The 26,086-nt window shown below is 66.6% G+C and carries 24 protein-coding genes; 10 read left to right on the forward strand and 14 right to left on the reverse strand.

The window, feature by feature from the left end; translation table 11 throughout:
- Positions 1 to 48 precede the first annotated feature (48 nt).
- Positions 49 to 717 carry an ArsR/SmtB family transcription factor gene (locus EGH23_RS13660; protein ID WP_220580536.1) on the forward strand — a complete coding sequence of 223 codons (669 nt, stop codon included), beginning with the start codon at positions 49 to 51 and terminating at the stop codon, positions 715 to 717.
- Between the two features lie 164 nt (positions 718 to 881).
- Here EGH23_RS13660 and EGH23_RS13665 read toward each other — a convergent pair whose 3' ends face one another.
- Positions 882 to 1,391 carry a metallophosphoesterase gene (locus EGH23_RS13665; RefSeq protein ID WP_220580537.1) on the reverse strand — a complete coding sequence of 170 codons (510 nt, stop codon included), beginning with the start codon at positions 1,389 to 1,391 and terminating at the stop codon, positions 882 to 884.
- Positions 1,392 to 1,457: 66 nt separating this feature from the next.
- Between EGH23_RS13665 and EGH23_RS13670 the strand changes: the two genes are divergently transcribed.
- Positions 1,458 to 2,438: a cation diffusion facilitator family transporter gene (locus tag EGH23_RS13670; RefSeq protein WP_220580538.1), complete on the forward strand. Its 981-nt coding sequence runs from the start codon at positions 1,458 to 1,460 to the stop codon at positions 2,436 to 2,438.
- Here EGH23_RS13670 and EGH23_RS13675 read toward each other — a convergent pair.
- Positions 2,429 to 3,172, reverse strand: coding sequence for a hypothetical protein (locus tag EGH23_RS13675; protein WP_220580539.1), 744 nt, complete (start codon positions 3,170 to 3,172; stop codon positions 2,429 to 2,431). The two genes, EGH23_RS13670 and EGH23_RS13675, sit on opposite strands and share 10 nt — an antisense overlap.
- A 77-nt stretch (positions 3,173 to 3,249) precedes the next feature.
- On the opposite strand from EGH23_RS13675, the gene EGH23_RS13680 reads away from it, so the two are divergent.
- On the forward strand, positions 3,250 to 5,436 hold the full coding sequence (locus tag EGH23_RS13680; protein ID WP_220580540.1) for an ATP-dependent DNA helicase: 2,187 nt from the start codon (positions 3,250 to 3,252) through the stop codon (positions 5,434 to 5,436).
- 97 nt (positions 5,437 to 5,533) lie between these two features.
- On the forward strand, positions 5,534 to 6,166 hold the full coding sequence (gene serB, locus EGH23_RS13685) for a phosphoserine phosphatase SerB (RefSeq protein WP_220580541.1): 633 nt from the start codon (positions 5,534 to 5,536) through the stop codon (positions 6,164 to 6,166).
- A 10-nt stretch (positions 6,167 to 6,176) separates the two neighbouring features.
- Here the strand turns inward: serB and EGH23_RS13690 are convergent, their stop codons facing one another.
- The 6 genes from EGH23_RS13690 to EGH23_RS13715 form a co-directional block, all read right to left on the reverse strand.
- The gene (locus EGH23_RS13690) at positions 6,177 to 6,485 is read right to left on the reverse strand and encodes a DUF7521 family protein (protein ID WP_220580542.1); all 309 of its coding nucleotides are present in this window, start codon (positions 6,483 to 6,485) and stop codon (positions 6,177 to 6,179) included.
- Positions 6,486 to 6,573: 88 nt separating this feature from the next.
- Complete coding sequence (locus tag EGH23_RS13695) at positions 6,574 to 7,149, reverse strand: DoxX family membrane protein (protein WP_220580543.1); 576 nt, start codon at positions 7,147 to 7,149, stop codon at positions 6,574 to 6,576.
- A 175-nt stretch (positions 7,150 to 7,324) separates the two neighbouring features.
- On the reverse strand, positions 7,325 to 8,620 hold the full coding sequence (locus tag EGH23_RS13700) for an O-acetylhomoserine aminocarboxypropyltransferase/cysteine synthase family protein (RefSeq protein WP_220580544.1): 1,296 nt from the start codon (positions 8,618 to 8,620) through the stop codon (positions 7,325 to 7,327).
- A gap of 114 nt (positions 8,621 to 8,734) precedes the next feature.
- Positions 8,735 to 9,187 (reverse strand): pyridoxamine 5'-phosphate oxidase family protein, encoded by a 453-nt coding sequence (locus EGH23_RS13705; protein ID WP_220580545.1) that lies wholly within the window; start codon positions 9,185 to 9,187, stop codon positions 8,735 to 8,737.
- Between the two features lie 61 nt (positions 9,188 to 9,248).
- Complete coding sequence (locus tag EGH23_RS13710) at positions 9,249 to 9,713, reverse strand: hypothetical protein (protein WP_220580546.1); 465 nt, start codon at positions 9,711 to 9,713, stop codon at positions 9,249 to 9,251.
- Between the two features lie 337 nt (positions 9,714 to 10,050).
- Complete coding sequence (locus tag EGH23_RS13715) at positions 10,051 to 11,619, reverse strand: DNA-directed DNA polymerase II small subunit (RefSeq protein ID WP_220580729.1); 1,569 nt, start codon at positions 11,617 to 11,619, stop codon at positions 10,051 to 10,053.
- Between the two features lie 163 nt (positions 11,620 to 11,782).
- Between EGH23_RS13715 and EGH23_RS13720 the strand changes: the two genes are divergently transcribed.
- Positions 11,783 to 12,481 carry a S26 family signal peptidase gene (locus EGH23_RS13720; RefSeq protein WP_236044820.1) on the forward strand — a complete coding sequence of 233 codons (699 nt, stop codon included), beginning with the start codon at positions 11,783 to 11,785 and terminating at the stop codon, positions 12,479 to 12,481.
- A gap of 48 nt (positions 12,482 to 12,529) precedes the next feature.
- Positions 12,530 to 13,222 carry a S26 family signal peptidase gene (locus tag EGH23_RS13725; RefSeq protein WP_236044821.1) on the forward strand — a complete coding sequence of 231 codons (693 nt, stop codon included), beginning with the start codon at positions 12,530 to 12,532 and terminating at the stop codon, positions 13,220 to 13,222.
- A 4-nt stretch (positions 13,223 to 13,226) separates the two neighbouring features.
- Here the strand turns inward: EGH23_RS13725 and EGH23_RS13730 are convergent, their stop codons facing one another.
- Entirely contained in the window at positions 13,227 to 14,780 is a 1,554-nt protein-coding gene (locus tag EGH23_RS13730; protein WP_220580547.1) for a Cdc6/Cdc18 family protein, read from the reverse strand.
- Between the two features lie 1,151 nt (positions 14,781 to 15,931).
- Here EGH23_RS13730 and EGH23_RS13735 point away from each other — a divergent pair.
- The 3 genes from EGH23_RS13735 to EGH23_RS13745 are packed head-to-tail and all read left to right on the forward strand — an operon-like array spanning position 15,932 to position 17,649.
- Entirely contained in the window at positions 15,932 to 16,573 is a 642-nt protein-coding gene (locus tag EGH23_RS13735) for an Era-like GTP-binding protein (protein ID WP_135303491.1), read from the forward strand.
- A gap of 6 nt (positions 16,574 to 16,579) precedes the next feature.
- Positions 16,580 to 16,963, forward strand: coding sequence for a DUF2073 domain-containing protein (locus tag EGH23_RS13740; protein WP_135303492.1), 384 nt, complete (start codon positions 16,580 to 16,582; stop codon positions 16,961 to 16,963).
- Positions 16,963 to 17,649, forward strand: a complete 687-nt coding sequence (locus EGH23_RS13745; RefSeq protein ID WP_220580548.1) for a Zn-ribbon domain-containing protein — start codon at positions 16,963 to 16,965, stop codon at positions 17,647 to 17,649. The genes EGH23_RS13740 and EGH23_RS13745 overlap by 1 nt, the downstream gene beginning before the upstream one ends.
- Before the next feature lie 58 nt (positions 17,650 to 17,707).
- Here EGH23_RS13745 and mdh read toward each other — a convergent pair whose 3' ends face one another.
- Positions 17,708 to 18,622 (reverse strand): malate dehydrogenase, encoded by a 915-nt coding sequence (gene mdh / locus EGH23_RS13750; RefSeq protein WP_220580549.1) that lies wholly within the window; start codon positions 18,620 to 18,622, stop codon positions 17,708 to 17,710.
- A gap of 180 nt (positions 18,623 to 18,802) precedes the next feature.
- On the opposite strand from mdh, the gene EGH23_RS13755 reads away from it, so the two are divergent.
- Positions 18,803 to 19,741, forward strand: a complete 939-nt coding sequence (locus tag EGH23_RS13755; protein WP_220580550.1) for an Sjogren's syndrome/scleroderma autoantigen 1 family protein — start codon at positions 18,803 to 18,805, stop codon at positions 19,739 to 19,741.
- Between the two features lie 527 nt (positions 19,742 to 20,268).
- Here the strand turns inward: EGH23_RS13755 and EGH23_RS13760 are convergent.
- From EGH23_RS13760 to EGH23_RS13775, 4 genes are all read right to left on the reverse strand, one after another.
- On the reverse strand, positions 20,269 to 22,809 hold the full coding sequence (locus tag EGH23_RS13760; protein WP_220580551.1) for a DEAD/DEAH box helicase: 2,541 nt from the start codon (positions 22,807 to 22,809) through the stop codon (positions 20,269 to 20,271).
- 99 nt (positions 22,810 to 22,908) lie between these two features.
- Positions 22,909 to 23,502, reverse strand: coding sequence for a diacylglycerol/polyprenol kinase family protein (locus EGH23_RS13765; protein ID WP_220580552.1), 594 nt, complete (start codon positions 23,500 to 23,502; stop codon positions 22,909 to 22,911).
- Between the two features lies 1 nt (position 23,503).
- Positions 23,504 to 25,240, reverse strand: coding sequence for a glycine--tRNA ligase (gene glyS / locus EGH23_RS13770; protein ID WP_220580553.1), 1,737 nt, complete (start codon positions 25,238 to 25,240; stop codon positions 23,504 to 23,506).
- The gene (locus EGH23_RS13775; protein ID WP_220580554.1) at positions 25,237 to 26,082 is read right to left on the reverse strand and encodes a CBS domain-containing protein; all 846 of its coding nucleotides are present in this window, start codon (positions 26,080 to 26,082) and stop codon (positions 25,237 to 25,239) included. The genes glyS and EGH23_RS13775 overlap by 4 nt, the downstream gene beginning before the upstream one ends.
- Positions 26,083 to 26,086 lie beyond the last annotated feature (4 nt).

Raw genomic sequence — 26,086 nt, forward strand, 5'->3', positions numbered from 1 at the left:
ACCGTACCTTGGGGAAGACTCATAACACCATGGAACATACGATAATCCATGTCGTTGCTGCCCTCTCGGGACCCGGCAGTGCCCGACGCGGAACCTCGGGTCATCGGGGTCGATAGCGAGGACGCGGACGACGTCTTGTCGGCGCTCTCATCGGAGACCGCTCGTAACCTCCTGGCGGCGCTCAACCGCGAACCGGCACCGCCAGCGGAGTTAGCAGACCGTGTCGATACCTCCCTCCAGAACGCACAGTACCACCTGAAAAAGCTCGAGAAGGCCGGTGCCGTCGAAGTCGTCGACACGGCTTACTCCGAGAAGGGCCGCGAGATGGACGTCTTCGCGCCCGCGAACCAGCCGCTCGTTATCTGCGCGGGCGACGAAAAGGAAACCTCCGGGCTCCGGGCCGCGATCTCGAACCTGCTCGGCGGGCTCGCCGTCGTCGGCCTGGCGGCCCTTTTCGTCCAGCAGCTGTTCGGGCGGGGCCTCGGGACGCTCTTCGGCCCCACGGTCAGGAGTGGCAGCGGAGATACCGGCGGGACCGACCCGAGCTTCTACATCGAGAACGGGACCATCGCCGACGGCGGGACGCCGTACGTGGTCGACGCCGCCTCACAGGGCGGTGCCGGCGCCGTCGCCGGCTTACCGCCCGGCCTCGCCTTCTTCGCCGGCGGCGCGTTCGTCCTCTTCGCGCTGGGTGCGATCTGGTACGCGCGCCGGTAGGAGCGTCAAACGCGCGTTTCACTCTCCGGTAAGTCCTTTATTTGGCGTGCCTTACGTTCACACGCGTGCCGGCCCGCTCGGCGCGTCACGGGTCACACTGACATCTACTGGCATTCGGCTTCGACGACGATACGGCCGGCGCGCCCCTCGCGGCCGCCGGCCCCTCACCGCTTTCGCGTTATCGAGGAGACGATCGTCCCGTCGGGTGAACGTAGTCGCGCGCTGAGACGCCCGTCTTCGACGTCGAGTTCGGCGTGTGCCGGTTCGTACCGCCGCGGGTCGGCGTAACTCCCCGGGTTGACGAGCAGTCGGCCGTCCAGTTCGGCGAGTTCGGGCCGATGGGAGTGACCGACGACCACCACGTCGGCGTTCTCCTGTCGGGCGAGCATCGAAAGCGCCGTCTCGGTGTGTTCGTGGCCGTGGACGACGAGAACCGTCAGGTCCGCCCACGAGAACGTGGCGACGTCGGCGAGCCGCTCGCGGACCGCTCGCGTGTCGTTGTTGCCGTACACCGCGGTCAGTTCTCTCGCCTCCGACTCGACGGCGTCGAGCACCGCTTCGGTCGTGAAGTCGCCGGCGTGGACGACGCGGTCGGCCTCGCGGACGGCCGCGAGCGTCTCGCCTTCCAAGCGATGGCCGTCGGTGCCGTGCGTGTCGGAGATAACGGTGAGCATACCTCCCCTTCGCCCCGCGGACGTAAATCCAGAACCACTTTCCGCCCGCCTCGCGAGGTACGGGTAATGGCAGGCAGTAAATCAGTCGTTCTCGCCGCCCTCGTCGCCAACGGAGCCATCGCGATCCTGAAGTTCTTCGGCTTCCTGCTGACCGGGAGCGCCGCGATGCTCGCCGAGACGTATCACAGCCTCTCCGACACCGGCAACCAGGTGTTCCTCCTCATCGGCATCCGCTACAGCGGCCGAGCCGCCGACCGGATGCACCCGTTCGGTTACGGGAAGGCGCAGTTCTTCTACAGCTTCCTGGTCTCCGTGTTCCTGTTCGGCATCGCCGGGTGGGAGAGCCTCAAGCACGGCTACAGCGAACTCACCGGGGGCGGACACGGCGGCGGCCACACCGGGGAGGCCGTCGAGTTCCTCTTCATCAGTTTCCAGCCCCCGGCGGGGCTGGACCCGGTCATGGTGAACTACACCGTCCTGCTCGGCGCGTTCGCCTTCGAAACGTGGGCGCTCTGGAAGGCCCGCGCGGAGATGCAACGACAGATGAAGCGGAACGACTGGGGGAGCTACAAGGAGGCGTTCCGCAAGACCAGCGACGTGACGACGCTGACGGCGCTGACCGAGGACACCATCGCGCTGGCGGGTATCGTCATCGCGCTGGTCGGCCTCTTCCTGGAACAGCAGACCGGTAACCCGTTCTTCGACCGGGTGTCGGCGCTGCTCATCGGCATCATGCTGATGGGCTTTGCCGTGGCGCTGGCGTGGGAGAACAAACGGCTCCTGCTGGGCGAGAGCCTCCCGAGAGACGAGAACCAGCGCCTGCGTGACGTCCTCCTCGACGACGAGCGCGTCGCCGAGATAATCGACTTCCGGACCATCTACTTCGGCCCCAACGAAGTCATCCTCTCGGCCGACGTGGCCTTCGTCGAGGGCCTCAACACGACCGAGATCGACGACGCCATCACCGCCGTCGAGGACGAGCTGCGGGCGACCAACGGGGACATCCGAAAGGTGTACATCGAGCCCGAGATCTCGGATCAGCCGTAGATACCCGCGTCCTCGGCCCACCAGGGTATCGGCACGCGGTCGATTCCCGTCCGGACGCGCATCCGGAGTTCGATCTCGGTGCCGTCCTTCCGTCGTTCCCGATGTTCGACGTATCTGATGACGCCCTGTCCGTCGACGTAGAGACGCGAGCGCACGGCCACCGACTGGTTCGGGTCGGCCCCGGAAAGCGGGACGTCCGTGTCGTTCGAGGCGACGACGGCGAGCGGTCGGCCGTCGCGTCTGACGGTTCCGATTCGGTCGTAGTCCTCGGCGTCGAGTACCTGTCTGAGCCGCGGTGCGCCAGACGCCGAGAAGACGTAGGGGAGCCGGCCGTCGCTCTCGTCGGTCACGTAGTCCCGCTCGGGGTCGTCGCGGACGCTCCGGTAGACGACGCCGTCGGCGACGATGGCGTCGTCGGTCAGCGGGCCGAACGTCTGCCGGATGCGGACGACGCCGCCGTCGCGGTCTATCCAGATGTCCCGCGTGTTCTGCGGCCCTTCGCGTTCGACGTGCCGGTGGAAACTCCGCTCGGCCAGCGCCGCCTCGTGTCGATCGATGACCCTCTCGAGGTCGACGCTCCCGTTTTCTCTGGGTAATTCGACCGACGTGGCGGTCGGTTCGGGGACCGGCGCGGGCGTCAAATCGCCCTCCTCGACGCTCGACTCACCGCTCGCCAGCAGGCCCGAACAGCCCGCGAGGGCGACGACGGCGACGACGAGGAGCGGACGCCACATACTCGCACACTGGGAGCGACGCGACAAGTGGCTGCCGGGGCCGAACCCTTTTGCCCGAGAGCGACTAACCGAACTCCGTGGCGACGACCGACGACGGCTACCTTCGCTTTTTCCCGTACGACGAGCCGTACGACCACCAGCGAGAGGCGATGGGGGCCATCTACGACGCCTTAGACGAGGGCCGGGACGTCCTCTTCGAGGGGGCCTGTGGCACCGGCAAGACGCTGGCGTCGCTGGTGCCGGCGCTCGAACACGCCCGCGAGACGGACAAGACCGTCGTCATCACGACGAACGTCCACCAGCAGATGCGCCAGTTCGTCGAGGACGCCCGCGCGATCACGCAGAAAGAGCGCCTCCGCGCGGTCGTCTTCCGCGGCAAGGGGTCGATGTGTCACATCGACGTGGACTACGAGGAGTGTCAGGCCCTGCGGGACACGACCCGCGAACTCGTCGACGTCGAGGAGGACATCGCCGACCTCGAACGGCGCGAGGGCGAACTGCTGGAGGAGGGACAGGCGGGTAGCAGCGAGGCGATGGACGCCCGCAACGCCGTCGTCGACGAGCTGCGCGACCTGCAGGAACAGCAGGAAGAACTCCGCGAGGAGCGCTCTATCTGCGAGCACTACTACCGGAACCTCACCGAGAACACCGAGGAGTTCTACGCGTGGCTCTACGACGACGTGCGCACGCCCGACGACGTCTACGAGTACGCCGAGCAGCAGGGGATGTGCGGGTACGAACTGCTCAAGGAGGGGATGGACGGCGTCGACCTCGTGGTGTGTAACTACCACCACCTGCTGGACCCGACCATCCGCGAGCAGTTCTTCCGGTGGCTCGGCCGGGACCCCGAGGACGTCGTCGCCGTCTTCGACGAGGCCCACAACGTCGAGTCGGCCGCGCGCGACCACGCCCGGCGCACGCTCACCGAGAACACGCTGGACCAGGCGCTGGACGAACTGGACGGCGTCGAGGACTCGCGCGCCCCGAACGCCGCGAACGTCCTCGAGACGTTCCGCGACGCGCTGGTCGAGACCTACGAGGACAGTTTCGGCTTCGGCGACCGCGAGGCCGTCGACGACCGCTGGGAGGACGTCACCGTCGCCAACGACGACCGGAGAGACGACCTGACGCTGTCGTTCCTGCAGGGGTACACCGGTCCCGGCTTCCACGAGGAGGTCGACAAAGCGGTCGACCTCGGCCGGGACTTAGACGCCCGCTACGAGGAGGAGTTCAAAGACGGGAAGCTCGACACCCGCAAGGAGTGTCAGGCGCTGCAGGCGGCGACGTTCCTCGCCGAGTGGCTGGCCGAGTCGGACGACGCCGGCCAGTACCCCGTCGCGAGCGTCCGCCGCGACGAGAGCAGCGGCGACGTCTACGGCCGCGCCGAGCTGTACACCTGCATCCCCGAGGAAGTGACCCGCGACCTCTTCGAGGACTTGCACGCCTCGGTGTTGATGAGCGCGACGCTGCGGCCCTTCGACGTGACCGAGGACGTGGTCGGCCTCTCGGACCCGGTGACGATGGCCTACGGCGCGCAGTTCCCCGAGGAGCGCCGCCGGACGTACTCCGTGGACGGTCCCGCGCTCTTTTCGAGCGAGCGCGATAACCCCGAGACCCAGCGGACCATCGCGCGCACCTTGGAGGACGTCATCCGCTTTACCCCCGGAAATACGCTCGTCTTCTGTCCCTCCTACAGCGAGGCCAGGCGCTACCACGACATGGTCGCCGTCAGCGGGACGCGCTATCTGGACGAACCCGGTAAACAGGCGCGTGACCTCCGCGAGGCCTTCACCGACGACGACGGCGGCGTGCTGTTCACCTCGCTGTGGGGGACGCTGGGTGAGGGCGTGAGCTACGACGGCGACGACGCCCGAACCGTCGTCGTGGTCGGCGTCCCCTACCCGCACCTCGACGACCGGATGGCGGCCGTCCAAGACGCTTACGGGACCGCCTTCGCAGACGACGACGGGGACGCCGAGGAGGCCGGCTGGCGCTACGCCGTCGAGATCCCGACCGTTCGCAAGACCAGACAGGCCCTCGGTCGGGTGGTCCGCTCGCCCGAGGACTTCGGCGCTCGCATCCTCTTGGACACGCGCTATACCCAAGGAGCTGAGATGGAGATGCACGACTACGCGGTCCGCGGGACGTTCCCGCCCGAGGAGCGCAGCGAGATGGTCGACGTCGCCCCGGACAAACTCAAGTTCGCGCTGTTGAACTTCTATCAGGACATGCAGGCGTACGACGGGCCGCCGCCGAAGCCGTAGCGAGGTTCTGAGCGGCAGCGAGGAACCTCGAAGCGACGCGGTGACCCGCACGACGAAACCGGATAGTTTGAAACCCTCCGCGCGAAACCACCGTCCAATGCTAATCGCGTTCGACTTCGACGGGACGCTCTCGGACTCGGAAATGACGGTGCTGTTGGGCGAACGAAACGGCACCGCCCAGGACATGGCCGACATCACCGAGCGGGCGATGAACGACGAGATCGAGTACGCGGAGAGCCTGCGCCAGCGCTGTGCGCTGCTCGAAGACCTCCCCGACGAGGAAGCTCAGGCGGCCTTCGACGAGGTGGAACTGCGCCCCGGCGCGGGCGAGGTCATCGCGGCGCTGCGCGAGGCCGGTCACTACGTCGCGATCCTCACCGGCGGGTTCGAACGCGGCGTCGAGGCCGCGCTCGCGAAGGAGGGCGTCGAGGTGGACGCCATCGTCGCCAACCGCTTGCCCGTCGAGGCCGGGCATCTGACCGGCGACGTCGAGGGACCGCTCATCGAGGGGACGAAAGACGACGCGCTGGAAGTGGCGACGGCCATTACCGGCGAAGAGCGCGGGGAGACCATCGCCGTCGGCGATGGTGCGAACGACCTCCCGATGCTGGAAGTCGCCGGCCTCGCCGTCGGCTTCGAACCGAAACCGGCCGTCGAGCCCTCGTGTGACGTGACCGTCTCGACGATGGAAGAACTGTACGATCTCTTCGAAGAACGAGGGGTTCTGTAGCGCACGGCGCTTACGATCTCGACGCGGGTTCGGGATCGGCGTGGCTGTACAGCGAGTGGACGAGCAGGCCGAACCCGAGTACCGTCACGATTCGCTGGAGGAGGACGCCGTCGAGGAATCGCCAGCCGAGCAGCTGGTGTGCGCCGCCCCCCAGCAGGAGACCGAGGGTGACGAGACCAAACCCGGCGGCGAATCGCCGCATCACCGGCGACCCGCTCCGGCGGGCCGCCCGGTAGGCGAGATGAGTGACGACGCCGCCGAGGACTAACACGACGGCGCTGGTTATCACCACGAGGACGGTCGCGAGTGCCGGGTCCATCAGTCTCCCCTCACCTCGAAGCGGGGGTTCTGTTTCGGCTGTCCGGACACCGGGCTCTCGGGTAGCGAACGAGGGGGCCGCACGGCCCTCACCCGAGGAGCGCGCGGAGCCACGCGTTGTTCTTCACGACGTCGAGTTTCTCCAGGTAGGCGTCCAGCCCGAGGATGCGGCCCGCGCCGATGGCACCCAGGCCGAACAGGAGCGCCGCGTAGACGATGTGGTCGTCGACGACCCAGCCGTGAGCGACCGGCAAGCCGGCGAGCAGGCCGCCCTGTAACGCCGCGAGCCAGTAGAACAGCATCATCACTGCGCCCCAGAACGCGGCGAAGCGGACGGCTGCACCGAGGATCAGCGCCAGTCCGGCGAGCGTCAGGCCGAGCATGTTCAGCCAGTCGATGACGGGGTTGCCGGCCATCGCGGCGAACATCCCCATGAAGGGGTTACCCTCCGGGATGGCGTTGGCGAGGTATCCCGCCGCCGTCCAGTTGTTCTCTGGGTTTCCGTCGAGATACGTGACGAGTTTCGTGAGACCGCCCTGCAGGAGGACCCACCCCATCGTCACTCGGAGCGCGAGGATGGCGTAGCCGATCCAGTGCTCGGAGTACTCGAAGTCGGTCTCGCGGCCGAACAGTTCCGCGTCGAGGCGTCGGGTGTTGGTGGACATGATTGGTTCCCTCTACAGATGAGAGTTGGACCCGATACCCCTTGAACAGCGACGAGCGTTCCCACAGGCTGGGAACAGCGTCCGTTCGGCCGGCGTCGGTCGGTCGCGGAGCGCCGGACCGACCGGTGGTCGTCGAACGTCGAACCGCAGGGTCGCGTCGCGGCGGTCGACGGCGCTACCGCGTCGCCCGCCCGATGGCCTGATCGAGGTCCGCGACGATGTCCTCGACCGCCTCGGTCCCCACCGAGAGGCGCACCATGTCGTCGGTGACGCCCGCGGCGGCCTTCTCCTCGTCGGTAAGCTGCTGGTGGGTCGTCGACGCGGGGTGGATGACGAGCGTCTTCGCGTCGCCGACGTTCGCCAGGAGGGAGGCGATTTCGGTCGATTCGACGGTGGTCCGTGCGGCGTCGTAGCCCTCTTCGAGACCGAACGTTATCATGCCGCCGTAGCCGCCGTCGAGGTACTCGCTCGCGGCGTCGTGGGTCTCGTGGCTCTCGAGGCCGGGGTAGGTGACCCACGATACCTCGGGGTGGTCCTCCAGGAACTCCGCGACGGTCATCGCGTTGTCGCAGTGGCGGTCCATGCGCGCCGGCAGCGTTTCGAGGCCCTGCATGGTCTGCCAGGCGTCGAAGGGCGACTGCTGACAGCCCAGGTCGCGCAGCCCGCGGGCGATGGCGGCGTAGGTGAACGCCGCGTCGCCGAAGCGCTCTTCGAAGTTGACGCCGTGATAGGCGGGGTTGTCGCCGGCGATCTCGGGGTACTTCTCCTCGTACTCGTCCCACGGGAACGACCCGCCGTCGACGAGGACGCCGCCGACGGTGGTGCCGTGGCCGTGGATCCACTTCGTCGTGGAGTTCCAGACGAGGTCCGCGCCGTGCTCGATGGGGTTACAGAGGTACGGCGTGGCGAAGGTGTTGTCCACGAAGAAGGGGACGCCGTGGTCGTGGGCGATGTCGGCCAGCCGCTCGAAGTCGGGGGTGACGAGCGCCGGGTTGCCGATCGTCTCGCAGTGGACGTAGGCCGTGTCGTCGTCGATGGCCTCCTCGTAGGCGTCGTAGTCCAGCGTGTCGACGAAGCGCGTCTCGACGCCGTTTCGCGGCGCGGTGTGGGTGTAGTAGGTGTAGGTGCCGCCGTACAGCGAGGAGGCGGTGACGACGTTGTCGCCGACGTCGGCAAGCAGGAACGTCGCGAGGTTCAGCGACGCCATCCCCGAGGCGGTGGCGACGGCCCCGACCCCGCCTTCGAGCGCGGCCAGTCGTTCCTGTAACATCCCGACGGTGGGGTTCATCAGCCGCGAGTAGATGTGTCCGGGCTTCTCTAAGGCGAACTGCGCGGCGGCGTCCTCGGCGTCCTCGAAGACGTAGGAGGTGGTCTGGTAGATCGGCGGGGCGCGCGCGCGGGCCTCGGCGTCCGGCGTTTCCTGTCCGACGTGGAGCGCATCGGTCTCGAACTGGCGGTCGTCGTCGCTCATACGTCTGCCTTGTCACAGTAGGCCCCCTTAAGTCTCGCTGGCAGCGGCGACACGCCCCCGGAATCCGGGATACCGGCGAATATCTGCCGTCGTCTCGAACGGACGGGCCAGCACTCAGGTGCGCAGCGACCCGGCGTAGGACTGGTCGCGCGCGACCACCGTCTCGGGGTCGAAGCGGACGAGACCGTAGCCGTCGCCGTCGAGCCCGCGAAACCGCTCGTCCCATTCGTCTCGATCGGGGCCGAGGTACTCCCGGAGCAACCGCCCCGCTCGGTCGGCGTCGTAGGGTTCGAGCGTCGCCGTCCCGCGCATCCCGACGTGTTCGACGGCCCCCGATTTCGGGTCGAAATCGACGACTGCGAGCGCGCAGTCGGGGAACTCCCGGACCCGGTCGGGGTACGAGCGCCCGTCTTCCATCGCGACGAGCCACACCTGCTCGTCCTCCCAGCGGAACCACAGCGGCGAGACCCGCGGCCCGGCCGCCGACGATTGGGCGAGAAAGCAAAACAACGGACGCGCGAGGAAGTCGTCTATCGGGGTGTCGAGCGTGTTCTCGACGATCTCCATGGCGGTACGAGGAGCGCCCGGGGGAATAGAGTAGCGGAGCCGCGGGTCGCTCACCCGGCCCTCAGGCGGGCGAAGCGGACGACGATTCGCTCTCAGTCCGACACCGCACGTCGAACGCGGGTTCGCCGTTCTCGATGGTCGCGTCGACGACGAAGTCGGCACACTCCGCCGGGTCCCACGTCCGACCCCGCTGGCCGCCGTCGCTGTCGATACTGAAATCGTACTGCTCGTCGCTCCGCCGGAGCGTCGCGACCATCTTCACGGACTCGCCGGCGGGCAACGTTCCGGAGAAGCTGTCGGTCACGCTGGACCCCTGATTGACGACGACCTCGTAGGACCGGGCGACGTCGTCCCGGTTTTCGAGGGTCAGCGTGACGGACACCTCTTCGCGCGTCGGCGTTGGCGTCGCCGTCTCGGAACCGCCGTCGCACCCGGCCAGCGACGCCGCGATACCTGTCCCGGCGAGCGCGAGCACTCGACGACGCGTTTCGACGTGATCGCTATCGGACCGACTTCGTCTCGACATGGACGAACCTGTCTCGGGAGGTGGAAAAGGGTTCTCGCCGATCGCCGACGCGCGAGGCGGTCACTCCTCGACGTCGCTGGAGTGGAAATAGGGGGCAAAGTGGAGAGTATCTGGTAAGCCAGTTCGGCAACGGGCCGAGAGCGAGGGGTGCGACGGCTGTCGCGCCCGAGCGACCCGGGGAAGGGCAGGCTGACGACAGAGCATACCGCTCGCCGACGGCGAGCGGTTTTCCCGAACTCGCGGCGTCGCCGCGAGTTCGGCCTTTTTCGCCCACGTTTTTGGCCCGGGGTTGAGCGCTCGCCGCTGGCGAGCGCGAACCTCCGGGTGAAAAAGGTGGTCAGGTGAACTTCCGGACCGTCATATCGAGCGTATCAAGATCCAGGATGGGGGCGAAACCGGCGTCGGGGTCGATGTTGACGGACTTCTGGAACTCCGTCTGGGCCTGCCAGCACCCCGAGTTCAGCGCGAGGACGTTGTGGTACTTCCCCCAGCCGAGCTTGTGGACGTGGCCCGTGTGGAACACGTCGGGGACCTCCTCCATGACGAGGTAGTCGCGGTCCTCCGGCGCGAGGCGGGTGTGACCGCCGTACTGCGGGGCGACGTGGCGTTTCTTCAGGAGCTGGTACATCGCCTTGTGCGGCTCGTCGTAGTTGGCCTCCTCGTCGGGGAGTTCGGCGATGACCTCGTCCAGCGAGACGCCGTGGTACATGAGGATAGTGACCCCCTCCACCGTCACCAGCGCCGGGTTCGAGTGGACCTGCGCGTCGTGGGCCGTCATGATCTCCCGCAGCTCCTCGTCGAAGCCGGGTTGGGGTTCGGCCAGTCGCACCGCGTCGTGGTTGCCCGGAATCATCCGGATCTCCATGTCGCCGGGCACTTCCTTGAGATACTCCGAGAACGCCTCGTACTGCTCGTAGATGTCGACGATGTCGAGTTCCTCGTCCTGTTCGGGATAGACGCCGACGCCTTCGACCATGTCGCCGGCGATGAGGAGGTACTCGACGTGTTCGGCCTCGGGCGTGTGCAACCAGTCGGTGAAGCGGTGCCACGCGTCGGCCATGAACTCCTGACTGCCGACGTGGACGTCGGAGATGAGCGCCGCCTGCACGTGTCGGTCGGCCGTCGAGGGTTTGTGAGTCCGGGGAACGTCGGGGAAGTGCAGCGAATCGACGAAGAGGATGCCCGCGTCGTCGGCGAGCGTCCCGTCGACGGCGATGACCTCGTCCAAGAGGAGCTGCTGGACCAGATCTGCGATGGGGCGATCTTTCATCACGAGACAGGGGAAGGTCCCGTTGGTGTCTTCGAGTTCGACCAACCAGTGCCCGCTGGCGGTCGAGCGGATGTCCGAGACCATCCCGATGAGCGCGGCTTCGCTCCCGCCCGCCATGTTCTGGATGGCGTCCGTCGGCCGGTGGTTCACCCGTCCCCGAAGGTTGCCGGCGAGTTTCTCGTAGCGGTCGCGAAACACCGTGACGAAGTCCTGATACTCGCCGGTGCCCGTCGAGTTGCCGGTCATGTCGTTGGCGACTTCGATCGCTCGCTTCGAGAGGTCGACGTCCCGTGACCCCCCCGTTTCGGGTGGAGTCGGGTCGCGACTGTCCGGCGATCGTGGAGCGTCGGTTCCAGTAGAAACGGGGGGGTCTCCCCCGTCGGTCGGCGTCGCGCTCGGCTGCGGCGAGTCGCCGGGCCGCGTAGTGGCGTCGGCGCGCGATTCCTCGCGGTCGAGGACCGAATCGACGTGCGCGACGGTGAGCTTCAGGGCGTCGTCGGGCACCGTTTCCAGTGCGCGTTCGAGGGCGGCTTCGGAGTCCGGCGCGTCGGCCAGTCGGGTGACGGCCTCGCGTTCGGCGTTGTAGCCGCGACTGGCGAGTTCGCTGACGATGCGGGCCGGCGTCGAGAGCGGCACGTCCTGGTACTCCGCGTCTGCGGGCAAAAATATAGCGGACCCGAAACGGCGGGCGAACACGAGACGACGGGCGACCGCGAAAGAACGAATGACCGCGAGACGGCTGGCCCACTCGGCGGGCGTCACAACATTGATGCACGGGTGCTGACAATCCGGGGTACGGATGGTCCCCGACGATTCAGTGGACGAGACGTCGCGCCCTCCCGGTGAGTCCGGGGCGGGCGAGACTGAAACTGCCGATGCGAGCGACGACAGCGTCCCGGTCGGAGTGTACGTCCGGGACATCGGGTCGAGCGTCGGCGCGGTGTTGCTCGTCGGCGCGCTCCTGTTCGCGGTCAGCGGCATCTGGCCGCCGCTGGTCGCCATCGAGAGCGGGAGCATGGAACCGCACATCGATACCGGGGATATGGTGTTTCTGATGGACGAAGAGCGGTTCGCCGGACCGAACGCCACGCACGGCGTCGTCACCGCTCGCAGCGCCGAGGGGTACGTCCGCTTCGAACGGCCCGGCGACGTCATCATCTTCGCACCCGACGGGAGCGAGCGTCGGACGGCCGTCATCCATCGGGCGATGTTCTACGTCGAGGACGGCGAGAACTGGTACGACCGCGCCGACCCCGACGCCGTCGGCGGGGCCGACGACTGCGCCGAACTGCGGAACTGTCCCGCCCCCCACGCCGGCTTCATCACGAAAGGCGACAACAACGACGCGTACGATCAGGCGACGACCACCAGCGGCGTCGTCCGCGCCGAGTGGGTCGTCGGCACGGCGGAACTCCGGATCCCGGGATTAGGCTGGATCCGCCTCCAGACGCAGCCGACACCGCCGGCGCAGTCGCCGCCGCAGAACCGCGCGACGTAGCTCCGACAGCGGAACGTTGATTGCCCGTCTGGCAGTACCCCCATAGGAATGTCCAGCGACGAGGGTTTGTCGGCGATCGGTGACGACGGCGGTCCCGGCGCACTGGTCTACGTGAAGGACGTCGTCGGCAGCGCCGGTGCCGTCCTGCTGGTCGGCCTCCTGTTGTTTTCGGTCAGCGGCGTCTGGCCGCCGCTGGTCGCCATCGAGAGTCCCAGCATGGATCCACACATCCAGAAGGGCGACCTCGTCTTCGTCATGGAAGAGGAGCGGTTCGCCGGACCGAACGCCACGCACGGCGTCGTGACCTACCAGCGAGGGGAGAGCTACGTCCGCTTCGAGCGGCCCGGCGACGTCATCGTCTACGCTCCCAATGGTGATACCAGAACGACGCCCATCATCCACCGGGCGATGTTCTACGTCGAGGGCGGCGAGAACTGGTACGACCGCGCCGACCCCGCGGCCATCGGAGCGGCCGACGACTGCGCCGAGCTCACTCACTGTCCCGCTCCCCACGCCGGATTCATCACCAAGGGCGACAACAACGCCCGCTACGACCAGGTCGGGATGAGTCCCATCAGCGAACCCGTCGAGGCGTCGTGGGTCGTCGGGACCGCCGAGTGGCGCGTCCCGCTGTTAGGAGAGATCAGGCTCGGATGGAATCGGGCCGCAGCGCTCGGAGAGAAACCGGTCACCTCGGCGAGCGACCCGGTACGCCCGCAGAACGGAACTGCCGCCGCGTAGCGTTTCAGTTGTCGAATCGCGCCTGTACGAACGGTTGCACGTCGTCGATGTCGCCGAGCCGGGAGTCCGAGAGCAGGACCGCTTCGGTCTCTTCGGTCGGCACCGACAGCGAGATCTCCTTCGTCCGGCCGTACCGGCCCTTCGAGACGACGACGGCGTTGACGATGCCGAGCATGTCCAACTCCGAGATGAGATCGGTGACCCGGCGCTGTGTCAGGACGTCGGCGTCGATCTCCTCACAGAGGTTCTTGTAGATGTTGAACACCTCACCGGTGTTGATGTTTCGAACGCCGTTCTTCTCCAAGAGGATGATGGCGAAGAGGACGATCTTCGACTGGGTCGGGAGCGTCCGGACCACCTCGACGACCCGGTCGAGTTCGATCTTCTCCTGGGCCTGCCGGACGTGGCCTTCCTCGACGTGGTCGGTCTGGTCGCGCTCGGCGAGCTCGCCCGCGGTACGCAGGAGGTCGAGCGCGCGCCGGGCGTCGCCGTGTTCCTGCGCGGCGAAGGCCGCACACAGCGGGATGACGTCCTCGGAGAGGGCGTCGCCCTTGAACGCGACGTCGGCCCGCGCCTGCAAGATATCCCGCAGCTGGTTCGCGTCGTAGGGCGGGAAGACGATCTCCTCCTCGCCGAGACTCGACTTGACGCGGGGGTCCAGGAAGTCGGTGAACTTCAGGTCGTTCGAGATCCCCATGATGGAGACCCGGGAGTTGTCCAGCTCGGAGTTCATCCGAGAGAGGTTATAGAGCGTGTCGTCGCCCGACTTCTCGACGAGTTTGTCGATCTCGTCGAGCATGATGACGACCACTCGTTCGTGGTAATCGACGGCCTCGAAAAACGAGGAGTACACCCGGTCGGTGGGCCATCCCGTCATCGGCACTTCCTCGAACTCCGCCTTGTCCGCGGTCAACGAGTCGATCTCGTCTTCGATCGCGTCGACGCTCCCGAAGGCGGCGTCGCCGAGTACCGCGTCGTCTTCGCGTGCGCGCGAAGCGAGGTCTTCCAGTTCCCCGATCTGGTCGTCGATCACCTCGACGTTCTTGTTGATGAACTTGTTAGCGAGTTGCGCGAGGACGCGGTACTGCGTATCCGTCACCTCGCAGTTGATGTACTCGACCTCGCAGGGGACTTCGTACTTCTGTGACGTCGTCTCCAGTTCCTCGCTGACGAACTTGGCGCTGGCAGTCTTGCCCGTCCCCGTCTTCCCGTAGATGAGGATGTTCGAGGGCGTATCCCCGCGGAGCGCCGTGACGAGGATGGTCGCCATGTTGTTGATCTGCTCCTCGCGATGGGGTAGTTTGTGCGGCGTGTAGGAGGGGCGAAGCACCTCTTTGTTCTCGAAGATCGGTTCGCCCTCCAGTAAGTCGTCGAACAGCCCGCGGGAGGCCTCGTCGGAGTCGTCACTGTCGCCGGTGTCGAGGTTGTCGAGGACGACGTCGTCCAGGTCCGGCGTCCGCGACCGCGTCTCGTCAGACTGTTCGTCCGTCGATAGGTCGTACGAATCGTCTTCCGGCGTCTCAGGCTCCGTGTCCGGGTCGTCACTTGAGTCAGTCATGCTCGGAGAGCTACCCCTTCGTTTCGAGTGGAAAGACGGGCACGCACAGGGAGAGCGGACGCGACAGGCGCGTTTTTGCCATCGCTGGCGGGTTTCGACGCTCTCGGGTGCGTCCAGTTGAACCACATGAACCCGTGGCTGATTGCGTATTAAATATTTCGGTCGTATACCGCTCTCGGTCGGACCTGAAACGCTGCTGTCGGCGGGAAGGAACGCTCTACATCTCGGTTTCGGGAGACGACCGATAACGAACTGTTACGACGGTGGTACCACCGGCTGGCTCCCTTAGGAGCGGGTAGTGAGTCGACTCCAACCGAACCACGGGGTGGTCGATCCCTGGTAGCTGCTCGATCGTGATCACCCCGAACGCCGTCGGAGGGAGCGGCTACTGCTTCGGGGACGTGTGACAGAGAGACAGCCGACCCGGATTTCGGGTTGACCCCCCCACCCCTTCGTTTCGGGTGGAGCGGCTCAAGAAGGTGGGTGGGGGTGTGAGCCAGCAGGAGCCAGTAACTAGTCTAGGAAAGATTTAATACGTTGTCTAAAAAACCAAATCCGCACTAGATAGGAAGAAATAGCTAGTAGTTGAGGTGTCCGGCTAGACTAGCGTTTTAGTGTCTGTTAGGCCACTCATCGCTAGTCTAGGTCGCGACAATCCCTCCTCGAACACCGCCGAATGGGCTGTCGCACGGTCTCGGTACCGGGCCTGTCGGCGGTTCCACCTGAAACGAAGGGGTGGGGGGGGTTCCCTCCCCTGCTGTTGTTCCCGTCCACCCGCTTCGGACCGACTCTGGAATATCAGCCCGTTCTCGTTCTCCCAGCGCCTGCTATCTCACGTCACATCTCGATATTGACAAGCTCTCGACCGCTACGCTCTCGCTCTCTTACCTGTCTCCTCCGACACCGATCGGACGACCGCTGTGCCGCGAGAGGCGTCGATATCGGTAGAAGGAACTATCTTCGTCCCTTCCGGATACCTCGACGGTCTCCAGCCGATCCCTCCGAAAAGTGGTGACCGGTGACATCACAGAGAATTTACGCGCAATCATATCAGAACTCACTCATGTGTCTGACGTAGCCTTAAGTGAATTCGTCTATCTTCTACGGGCAGAAGCCGCCATCTCGGCACGTCCGGGCGGCCGGAGGATAGGATGGGATTGTTAACAAACCTCAAAGATAGCATTTCGCGGGCAGCATCGACGCTGTTCTCTGAAGAAGATCCGAAGCGGATCGGTATCTACGGCCCGCCGAACGCGGGCAAGACGACGCTTGCGAATCGAATCGCGCGTGACTGGACCGGCGACGCCGTCGGCCCGGAGAGTCACGTCCCTCACGAGACGCGCCGCGCACGGCGAAAGGAGAACGTCGAGATCGAGCGGGACGGAAAGAAGGTGACCATCGACATCGTCGACACGCCCGGTGTCACGACGAAAGTCGACTACACCGAGTTCCTCGAGCACGACATGGAGAAAGACGACGCCGTTCGTCGCTCTCGGGAAGCCACGGAAGGGGTCGCGGAGGCGATGCACTGGCTTCGCGAGGACGTCGACGGCGTCATCTACGTGCTCGACTCCTCGACAGACCCGTTCACGCAGGTCAACACGATGCTCATCGGTATCATCGAGAGTCAGGACCTCCCGGTGTTGATTCTCGCGAACAAGATCGACCTAGAGGACTCGTCGGTCCAGCGGATTCGAAACGCCTACCCCCAGCACGAGACGATTCCGCTCTCGGCGCTGGAAGGGGACAACATGGACGAGGTCTACGACAAGATCGCGGAGTACTTCGGGTGAACTAGTATGGCAGAAATCAAAGGACAGGACGACGGCGTCCAGATAGACCTCATCAGCGGCGAACGGATGGACGGGATGGCCTCGATGGAGAAGATACGGATGATTCTCGACGGGGTGCGCGACGGCAACATCGTCATCCTCGAAGAGGGGCTCTCGCCGGACGAGGAGTCCCGACTCATCGAGGTGACGATGACCGAGATCAGCCCGGACGAGTTCAACGGTATCGAGATCGAGACCTACCCCAAATCCGAGACCGCCGACGCGAGCATCTTGGACCGCATCATGGGCAAAGAGTCGACGAAGAAACTGACCGTCATCGGGCCGGCCAACCAGATCCAGACGCTCCACAAGGACGAAACCCTCATCAGCGCGCTCGTCTCCCGGAAATAATGCCCCACCAGTGTACGAACTGTGGCCGCGTGTTCGACGACGGCTCGAAGGAGATGCTCTCGGGCTGTCCGAACTGCGGCGGCAACAAGTTCCAGTTCCGCCCCGACGGCGTCGACGGGACGCCGCCCGACAGCGACGCGGAACCGCCGGAACCGCCGGAGCCACCGGGCGGCGACAGCACGGTCGCGCGCACGGTCGGGAAGACCGCCGCGACGGTTCGAGATTTCGTCGGCGGCCCGTCGGGCGAAGACGAGCAGCCGACTATCGGTGCAGAAACCGAGTCGGACGCCAGCGCGGAGGCGTCTGCCGGCGCGACCGAGGACACCGGCGGCTCCGCCGGGGGACAGGCGGCCGACGCGGAAGACGCCGCGCAGGCGAGCGCTCGCGGCGACGTGGTCTCGCCCGACGAGATCTCCGCGGCGCAGGGCGATTCCGAGACGGAACACCGGTTCCAACCGGTGGAGACGGACGAGGACGAGTCCGCGGAACCCGACGAGGCCGATCGGCCCGACCTCCAGGAACTGCGCGAGGAACTCAACGACCAGTTCGAGTCGATCAAGGTGCTCGAACCCGGCCAGTACGAACTCAATCTGATGGAGCTCTACGACCGCGAGGAGTACATCGTCGCCCTGCAAGAAGACGGGCGCTACTCGATCCAGGTTCCGGAGACGATTCGAGAGTCCTAAGAAGAAGCGAAAGAGAGCGGACAGCGGAAGGACGAGCGATGCCCGCCGTCACTCGACGTTACTCGATTTCGTCGTACTGGTCGGAGAGCTTCTCGGCCGCTTCGGCCATCAGCTCCTCTTCGTAGTCGTCGAGGTCCCACTCGACGATCTCCTCGACGCCGTTACTGCCGAGTCGGACGGGGACGCCGAAGGCGGTGTCCTCGTGACCGAACTCGCCCTGTAGCTTGACCGACGCGGGCAGGACTGCGCCAGTGTCGCGGACGATGGCCTCGACCATGTGGGCGACGCCGCGGGCCGGGCCCCACTCGGTCGCGCCCTTGCGCTCGATGACGTCCATCGCGGACTCCTGGAGGTCGCCCAGGATTTCCTCGCGCTCGTCGCCGGTGAAGTCGGGGTCGGCCCCGTCGACGCGGACTTTCGAGAAGACGGGCACCTGCGCGTCGCCGTGTTCGCCGAGGATGGTCGCCTCGACGTTCTGGACCGGCGAGTCGAAGCGCTCCGAGAGCACGTAGCGGAAGCGCGCCGAGTCGAGGCGACCGCCGAAGCCGATGACCTGCTCGCGCGAGCGGTCGCCGGCCTCGTAGAGGTGGCGGTTCAAGAGGTCGACGGGGTTGGACGTGGTCAGCGAAACGTAATCGTCGCTGTGTTCGTCCAGCGAGGACTGGATGTCCTCCATGATCGGCGCGTTGTCGTCCGCGAGGTCGATGCGGGTCTGGCCCGGCTGGCGCGGGATACCGGCCGTGATGACGACGACGTCCGAGCCGGCGGTGTCCTCGTAGCCGCCCTGTCGGACCGTCGTGTTCGAGTCGTAGGCGATGCCGTGGTTGGTGTCGGCGGCCTGCCCGATGGTGTCCTCTTCCTTATCGGGGATGTCGACGAAGACGACCTCGTCGGCGATGTCGCGGAGCGCGATGTTGTACCCTGCCGCAGCGCCGACCGTACCGGCCGCGCCGACTACGCTTACCTTTGTCATACCATTCGAAACGCCTGCCGCGCGAACGTTAAACGTGTCGAAACCCCCTTCATCCGGACGAACGACGATGGACGAGCCCGCCACGAGAGGCCCGTCGCAGCGCCCCTCCAGCCGAAAGGAGCCCCCGTTCGGCAGTCTCTACCCGTAAAGGGTTTTCAGCCCCGCGGCGTTGCATCGGGTATGAGCGACTTCGACAAAGAGGCCGAGCGCGAGAAGTTACGCGAGAAGTTCGAGGCCGAGGAGGAGAAACGCGAGGCGACCGAACAGATGAGCGAACTCCTACTGAAGGGCGCGACGATGACCAACGCCCACTGCTCGGACTGCGGTGACCCGGTCTTCCGCTACGACGGGCAGGAGTTCTGTCCCACCTGTCAGAAGCCGATCTCGCGGGAGCAACGGCAGGGCGAAACGGCGGACGGCGAAGATGCCGAAGACGCCGAAGGCGACACGACACCAACGGACGCGGAAAGCGCCGAAACGCGGCCCGACGACGAGGAGTCGGGCGACCACATCGAGGTCGCCGATCCGAGCGAAGACGCACGCGTCCAGTTCGGTGCGGGCGACGGAGAGAGCGAGTCCGACGACGTAGCCACCGCTGGCGAAACGAACGATGGACGGACGGCCGACGACCAGCAAGCGGCCCGCTCGTCCGACGAACGGCGGGCGAACGACCGAGACGCCGCCGAAGAACCGCCGCAGTCGGCCGAGGAGCCAGCCGCTGGGCAGTCGGCCCGCGCGGGCGGCGAACCGCGGGGAATCCCGTCGGCCGACCCGGATCGGACTCCAGTCGAAGGAGAGGGTCAACAGCCGACGACGACCGACGAAACCGGTCGTCCCGGGGCAGAACGCGGAGAAACAGGTACACGCCGGAACGAGGGCCACCGTCGGCCATCCGTCGACGACCGACCGACCCCCTCTGTTTCCACTCGAACGACCGCCCGTTCCGGAGGGTCGAGCGGCGACGTAGCGACGGACCTCGCCGAGGCGGAGACGCTGCTCGCGGAGACCGTCAGGCGGTTCGCGGAACGCGCCGCGACCACCGAGAACCCGAGAGAAGCGAAGGACCACCTCGCGGCGGCCCGCGAGGCGGCCGAGGCGCTCGACGCGACGAGACGTTAAGTATCGGCGCGGATCTCCTCGGCTTCCCCGACGGCGTCGTCGTCACGCCGCGCGTCGAGACTATGCAGTACGGAATCGACCGTGGGAACGTCCTCTGGATTCGGCCCCCGTGTCTGGAGACGATTTTCAGTCGGTCGTTTACGCACTCGAAGAGCGCGACGCCCGGGAGACGCGGAATCGTCCGTTGGAACGCCGCGAACGTCTCGAACTCGTCCGGTGCGGGCTCCCGTCGGTCGCCGGCGACCACGTCGGCGGCCGGGTCCGCGAGTTCGCGGACGAGTTCCCGACAGCGCGGACAGTAGTGGTTGCGGAGCAAGACGGCGAGGAGCACTCGTGTTCGGCGGCGAGCGCCGCCGAGTGGAGCGTCTCGCTGCCTGCACCGACGCTGTGCAGTTCGAAGTCGAAATACCGATCGCTATCCGCGTCCGGTTCCGTCACTGTTCTCTCCCCCGGGAACCACTCTGATGTACAACCGGATGAACGTTGCTGTCCGGGGAGAGCGGGTGAAATCGACGCGGACGCGGCGCTCACGGTTCGTAGTCGGCACCGACCACGTCGCGGATGCGCTCTGCGGTCACGTCGCCGATGCCGTCGACCTCGAGTAAATCATCGCGGGTCGCGGTCATCACCGCTTCGACGCTGCCGAAGTGGTCGAGGAGGCTGCGGGCGGTGACCGGGCCGACCTCGGCGACCGAGGCGACGACGTACTCCTGTTGTTCGGGCAGGGTCTTCGATTGCTTCTCGCCGTGGACGCTCACCTCGCGGTCGCCGTCGTCCTGCTCGCGGCCGGCGATGACTTCGAGTAAGTCGGCCGTCTCTCCCTCGTCCGCGGTGTGCATCACGCTCGCGCCGAAGTCCACGGCCAGCGACGCCAGCGCGCCGTTGATGGCCTTCCGGTGGACGTTCCGAGACCCGTAGAGGTCCCCGCCCTCGATGACGACGACGGGGCGGGCGTAGTGGCGGGTGGCGTTGCCGACCTGTTCGAACATCGAGCGATCGCCGCCGGTCAGGGTATCGAGGAAGTCCGCTACCGTCTTGCGCTCGACGACGACGCGGTCCGAGAGGACGTAGTCGCCGACGGCGAGCGTTTCCAGTCGCGTCTCTATGCCCTCGCGCGTCGAGAGGTCGCGGGCGATCGTCGAGTCCAGCTCGCGCTGGTCGGCGACGATCTCGATCCCGTCGTCGCCGTCGGCGGCCGCGACGGTGCCGTCGAGTTCCGCCTCGCTCGCGTCGGTTTCGGTCGCGGCCACGTCCTCGCCGGCGAAGGCGTCGAGGCCGGTCTGGCCGTCACCCCCGTCGTCGGGAGCCGCCGCGTCGTCGCTTCCGCTCTCATCGTCGCCGCTCCCCCCGCTATCGCGCTGCCCCCCCGTTTCGGCTGGAGCACCCGCCGACTCGGCGCTCTCGCTCGCCTCACCGCTTCCACTGGAACCGTCGGTCGCTCCGTCAGTCGCTCCGGTCCCGCCGGCGTCCTCGTACTCGTCCAACCCGGTCTGATCGAGCCGGGCTTCGAGTTCGCCCGCGGCGCTCTTGAGGTCGTCCAGCTCGTGTTTCATCCGCTTCTGGTCGTTCCTGGCCTTCCAGAAGTACGCCTCGTCGCGGGTGTCCTCGGCGAGCAAGACGACGACGCGGCCCTCGGCCTGCCGGCCGGTCCGGCCCTTCCGCTGGATGGCGCGGATGGCGGTGGGAACCGGTTCGTAGAAGAGGACGAGGTCGACCTCGGGGACGTCCAGTCCCTCCTCGGCGACGGAGGTGGAGACGAGCACCTCGAACTCCCCGCTCCGGAAGCGGTCGAGCGTCTCCTGTTGCTCCGTCTGGGTCATCCCCTCGCTGCCCTCCGTATCGCTCTGGCCGACGAACTTCTGGGTCCGGAAGTGCTCCGAGAGGAAGTCCACGAGGGTCTCGGCTGTGTCGCGGGATTCGGTGAAGACGATGACCCGCTCGCCGTTCTCGATGCCGAGCGTCTCCGCGAGCAACATCCGGGTGCGGCGGAACTTCGGGTGGAGGTCGTCGTAGTCGCGCGCCTTCCGTATCGCCTCGCGGATCTTGGGTTCGCTGACGAGCCGCTGGTCGGCCTTCGACGCGCCGGAAGACCGGGCGGCCTCCTTCAGGCGCTCGAAGTAGCGGCGCAGGGACTCGACGCTCTGGGTCTCGACGTAGGTGACCGCCGTCCGGAGCTTCCGGATCTCCGCGAGGAAGCTCATCCCCTGATACCCCTCGCTCTGGTCGTTGTCCATCAGCTTCCGGAGCTCGGCCTGCATCCCCTGAATCTCCCGCTCGGAGACGTCCGGCGAAGATTTATTGGTAATGCCGAGTTCCTTCAGCTCCGCCAGGCGGTCGGCGACCACCTCGTTGATGGCGTCCCGTATCTCGATCACCACCTCCGGCAGTTCGATGCGCTTCCACTCGACGCTCGTGTCGTGGGTGTACTCGGCCACGTCGGCGTCGTCCTCGGTCATCACCGCGACCTCCGAGAGGCCGAGGTTCTCACAGACGTCTAAGATGGCCTCTTCGTCGTCGCCGGGCGAGGCGCTCATGCCGGTGACGAGCGGGTTGCCGGCGTCGGCGTGGTAGCGGTCGGCGATGTAGTTGTAGGCGTAGTCGCCGGTGGCGCGGTGGCACTCGTCGAAGGTGCAGTGGGTGACCGGCCCGAGGTCGATGCGGTTGCCGACGAGGTCGTTCTCGACGACCTGCGGCGTGGCGATGACGATCCGGGCGTCGGTGAAGAGGTCGGCGCGGTCGTCGGGTCGCACCTCGCCGGTGAAGACGACGATATCGTCGTCGGGGATCGAAAGCGCCTCGCGGTAGAACTCGGCGTGTTGCTGGACGAGCGGTTTCGTCGGGGCCAGCAGGAGGGATTTCCCGCCGACGGTGGCGAGGCGTCGGGCGGTCACCAGCAGGGAGACGGTCGTCTTGCCGAGGCCGGTCGGCAGACAGACGAGCGTGTCGCCGTGTTCGGCCACGTCGGCGAGTTCGACCTGATACCGACGGTTCTCCAGCAGCTCGTCGGTGACCAGCGGGTGCTCGACGTACTCCCCACCGGCGTCTGCGTCGGCGTCGGCGGTCGCCATTGGGGTGGCGTTCGTCCCGATGCCGGTTAAGGATTCAGGTAGCGCGGTGAAAGTGAAACGAGCGGGACGTTTGGCGGGACGGGCGGAGAGCACTGCCGCTCAGAAGCTACCGAGGTACGCGACACCGGCCCACATCGCCGCGGCGGCGAGGACGGGGATCGAGAAGTTGTCGTCGACGACGTAGCCGGCGACGGTGGGTTTGACGCCGTCGGCGAACGTCGCGGCCAAGCCGCCCAGAACCGCCGCCGCGGGCGAGACGAACGGCGAGGCCAGAAGCGTGCAGACGCCGAACATCGCCAGTAACACCCAGACTTGCTTGACGGTGCTGGCGTCGTTGGAACCGAGGAGACCGCTGATGGGGTCGCCGATGGCCAGCATCAACATCGCCGAGACGGCGACGGCGACGGGCATGCCGAGGACGCCGACCGACCCCGCGACGAGCGCCATCCCGACGATGTACAGCGCGTAGCCCGCCGGGTTCTCCTGCTCGTAGGGCCGCGTCAGGCGGTCGTAGATGGCCCAGTCCAGGCCGACGGAGAGGCGGAGGAACTCCAGGACGACGACGATAGCGAGGGCGAGCGCGAGGAACGCCTGGACGACCCGCCAGGTGACGACGTCGGGGGCGAGAACGTGCGCGAGCGGCACCGTCGCGCCGGTGACGTGGACGAGCCGCCGGGCGACCTCGTCGGCCATCTTACAGGGCGTCGAAGGTCGTCTCCCCGTCGGCGAGGCGGTCGAGCGTCTCGGCGAGGCCGTCGATGGAGACCCGCGTCTGCTCGGTGGAGTCGCGTTCGCGGAGGGTGACGGTGTCTTCCTCTAAGCTCTCGTAGTCGACGGTGACGCAGTAGGGCGTGCCGACCTCGTCCTGCCGGCGGTAGCGCCGGCCGATCGCGCCCGAGTCGTCGTAGGTGACCGAGTGGCCGGCCTCTCGGAGCGCGTCCGCGATGTCGCCCGCGTACTCGGCCATGCCGTCCTTGTCCATCAGCGGGAAGACGCCGACGGTGGTCGGGGCCTGTTCGGGCGGGAGGTCGAGGTAGGTGCGCTCCTCGCCGTCGACCTCGTCCTCGGTGTAGGCGTGTGCGAGGACGGTGTAGATGAGACGACCGACGCCGAAGGAGGGTTCGACGACGTGCGGGCGGACGTGCTCGCCGTTCTCGGTCACCTCCTCGACGCTGAAGTTCGTCTCCTCGACCGGGACGGTATACGACTGGCCGTCGGCCTCGACGGTCACTTCCTCGCCCTCGAAGGCATCCGGATCGCGCTCGGCCAGCGCTTCGAGCGCGTCCGCGACGGTTTGTGCGTCGCCGCCGAACTCGGGACCGAGGTAGCTCATGTCGGGGTCGACGGTCGGCCGCTCGACGGTGACGGGTTCGTCGTACTGCTTGAAGACGGTGAAGTCCTCGCCGGAGTGGTCGGCGTGTTTCCGCAGGTCGTAGTCGCCCCGGTAGGCGAAGCCGGTGACCTCGATCCAGTCGCCGTCGATCTCGGTCTCGGCGTCCCAGCAGTCCGACGCGTAGTGGGCGAGTTCGCCGGGGAGGTGCTGGCGGAACCGGAAGCGGTCCATGTCCACGCCGATGCGTTCGTACCAGTCGCGGGCGACGCCGAGGTAGTAGGCCACCCAGTCGCTGGCGATGACCCCTTCCTCGACGGCCTCGCCGACGGTCAGCCCCTCGACGCCGCCGTCGTCGGCCTGCTGGCTCTCGCCGGAGTAGAGCGGCAGCGTCACGTCCTCGACGTCTTCGAGCGGCGGTTCGTCCTCCTCGGGGTCGACGAAGTGTTCGAGTTCGGCTTGCGTGAACTCGCGCACGCGCACGAGGGACTTCCGCGGCGAGATCTCGTTGCGGTAGGCCTTCCCGATCTGGGCGACGCCGAAGGGCAACTGGTTACGGGCGTACTCCGAGAGCTGCGGGAACTCGACGAAGATGCCCTGTGCGGTCTCCGGGCGGAGGTAGCCCGGCGAGGAACTGCCGGGGCCGATGTTCGTCTCGAACATCAGGTTGAAGTTGTCGACCGAGACGCCGCCGAGGGACTCGCCACAGGAGGGGCACTCGATGCCGTGGTCGGAAATGATCTCCATGACCTCCTCGTTCGGCAGGGACTCGGCCTCCTCGATGTCGGTCTCGTCCTCGACGAGATGGTCGGCGCGGTGGGTCGCACCACAGCCGGGACACTCGATGATCATGTCGTCGAACCCGTCGAGATGACCCGACGCCTCGAAGACGGCTTCGGGCATCACGTCCGGCGCGGAGATCTCCTGGTGGCCCTCGCGGACGACGAAGCGGTCGCGCCACGCGTCCTCGACGTTCGATTTGAGCGCCGCGCCCTGCGGGCCGTAAGTCCAGAAGCCCGAAGCGCCGCCGTACGCGCCCGCCGATGGGAAGTAAAAGCCGCGCCGCTTTGCCAGTTCGGTCAGTCGTTCGCCCTCGCTCATAGCGCCTCCAGGAGGTCGACGTCGCGGACGATGCCGACGAGTTCGTTACCGGCCATCAGCGGAATCTGTTCGATGTCGTGTTCGATCATCTGCTGAGCGGTCTCCCGCGCGGTCCGGCGCTTGCTCACGGTGATCACGTCGGCGGTCATGAACTCCCGAACGGGTTCGGTCGGCAACTCGACGTTGCGGGTCGGCATGTAGCGACCGCCGACGGCCTTGATTCCCTCCCAGGCCCACTCGTCGTCCTGATTGGCGATGGAGTCCCCGGTGTCGTCTTCGCCCTCGACGACGCGGGCCACGTCGATGATGTCGACTTCGGTCAGCACTCCGGCCATCTCGCCGCCGTCGTCTAAGACGACGCCGTAGGGGACCTCCGCGTGGGAGAGCTCCCGTTCGGCGACGGTCAGGGGCGTCTCGACGTAGATGCAGTTGATGTCGCTCCGGGCGAGTCCGCCGACTTCGGCGTCTCCGTCGACGTCGCCGTTGGCGATGGCGTGGACGACGTCGGTGATCGTGACGATGCCCTCTAACTCGCCGTCGACGACGGGGACTCGACGCGCCGCTTCGGTGACCATCAGCCGCGCGGCCTCCTCGATACTCGCGTCGGCCGTGATCGTCGGCGTCTCCTCGACCAGGATCGCGAGCTGGTCCTCGTCGGGGTTGTTGATGAGCGTCTCGCGAGAGACGAGTCCGCGGAACTCCTCGCCGTCGTCTGTCTCTTTGATGACGGGGACGGACGAGAACGCCCGCTCTTGGAGATACTCCAGCACGTCGTCACGGGTGCCCGGAATCTCGACCGTGACGACTTCCGAGCGCGGCGTCATCGCGTCTGCAACGTTCATACTG

The sequence above is a fragment of the Haloarcula nitratireducens genome (assembly GCF_019599505.1).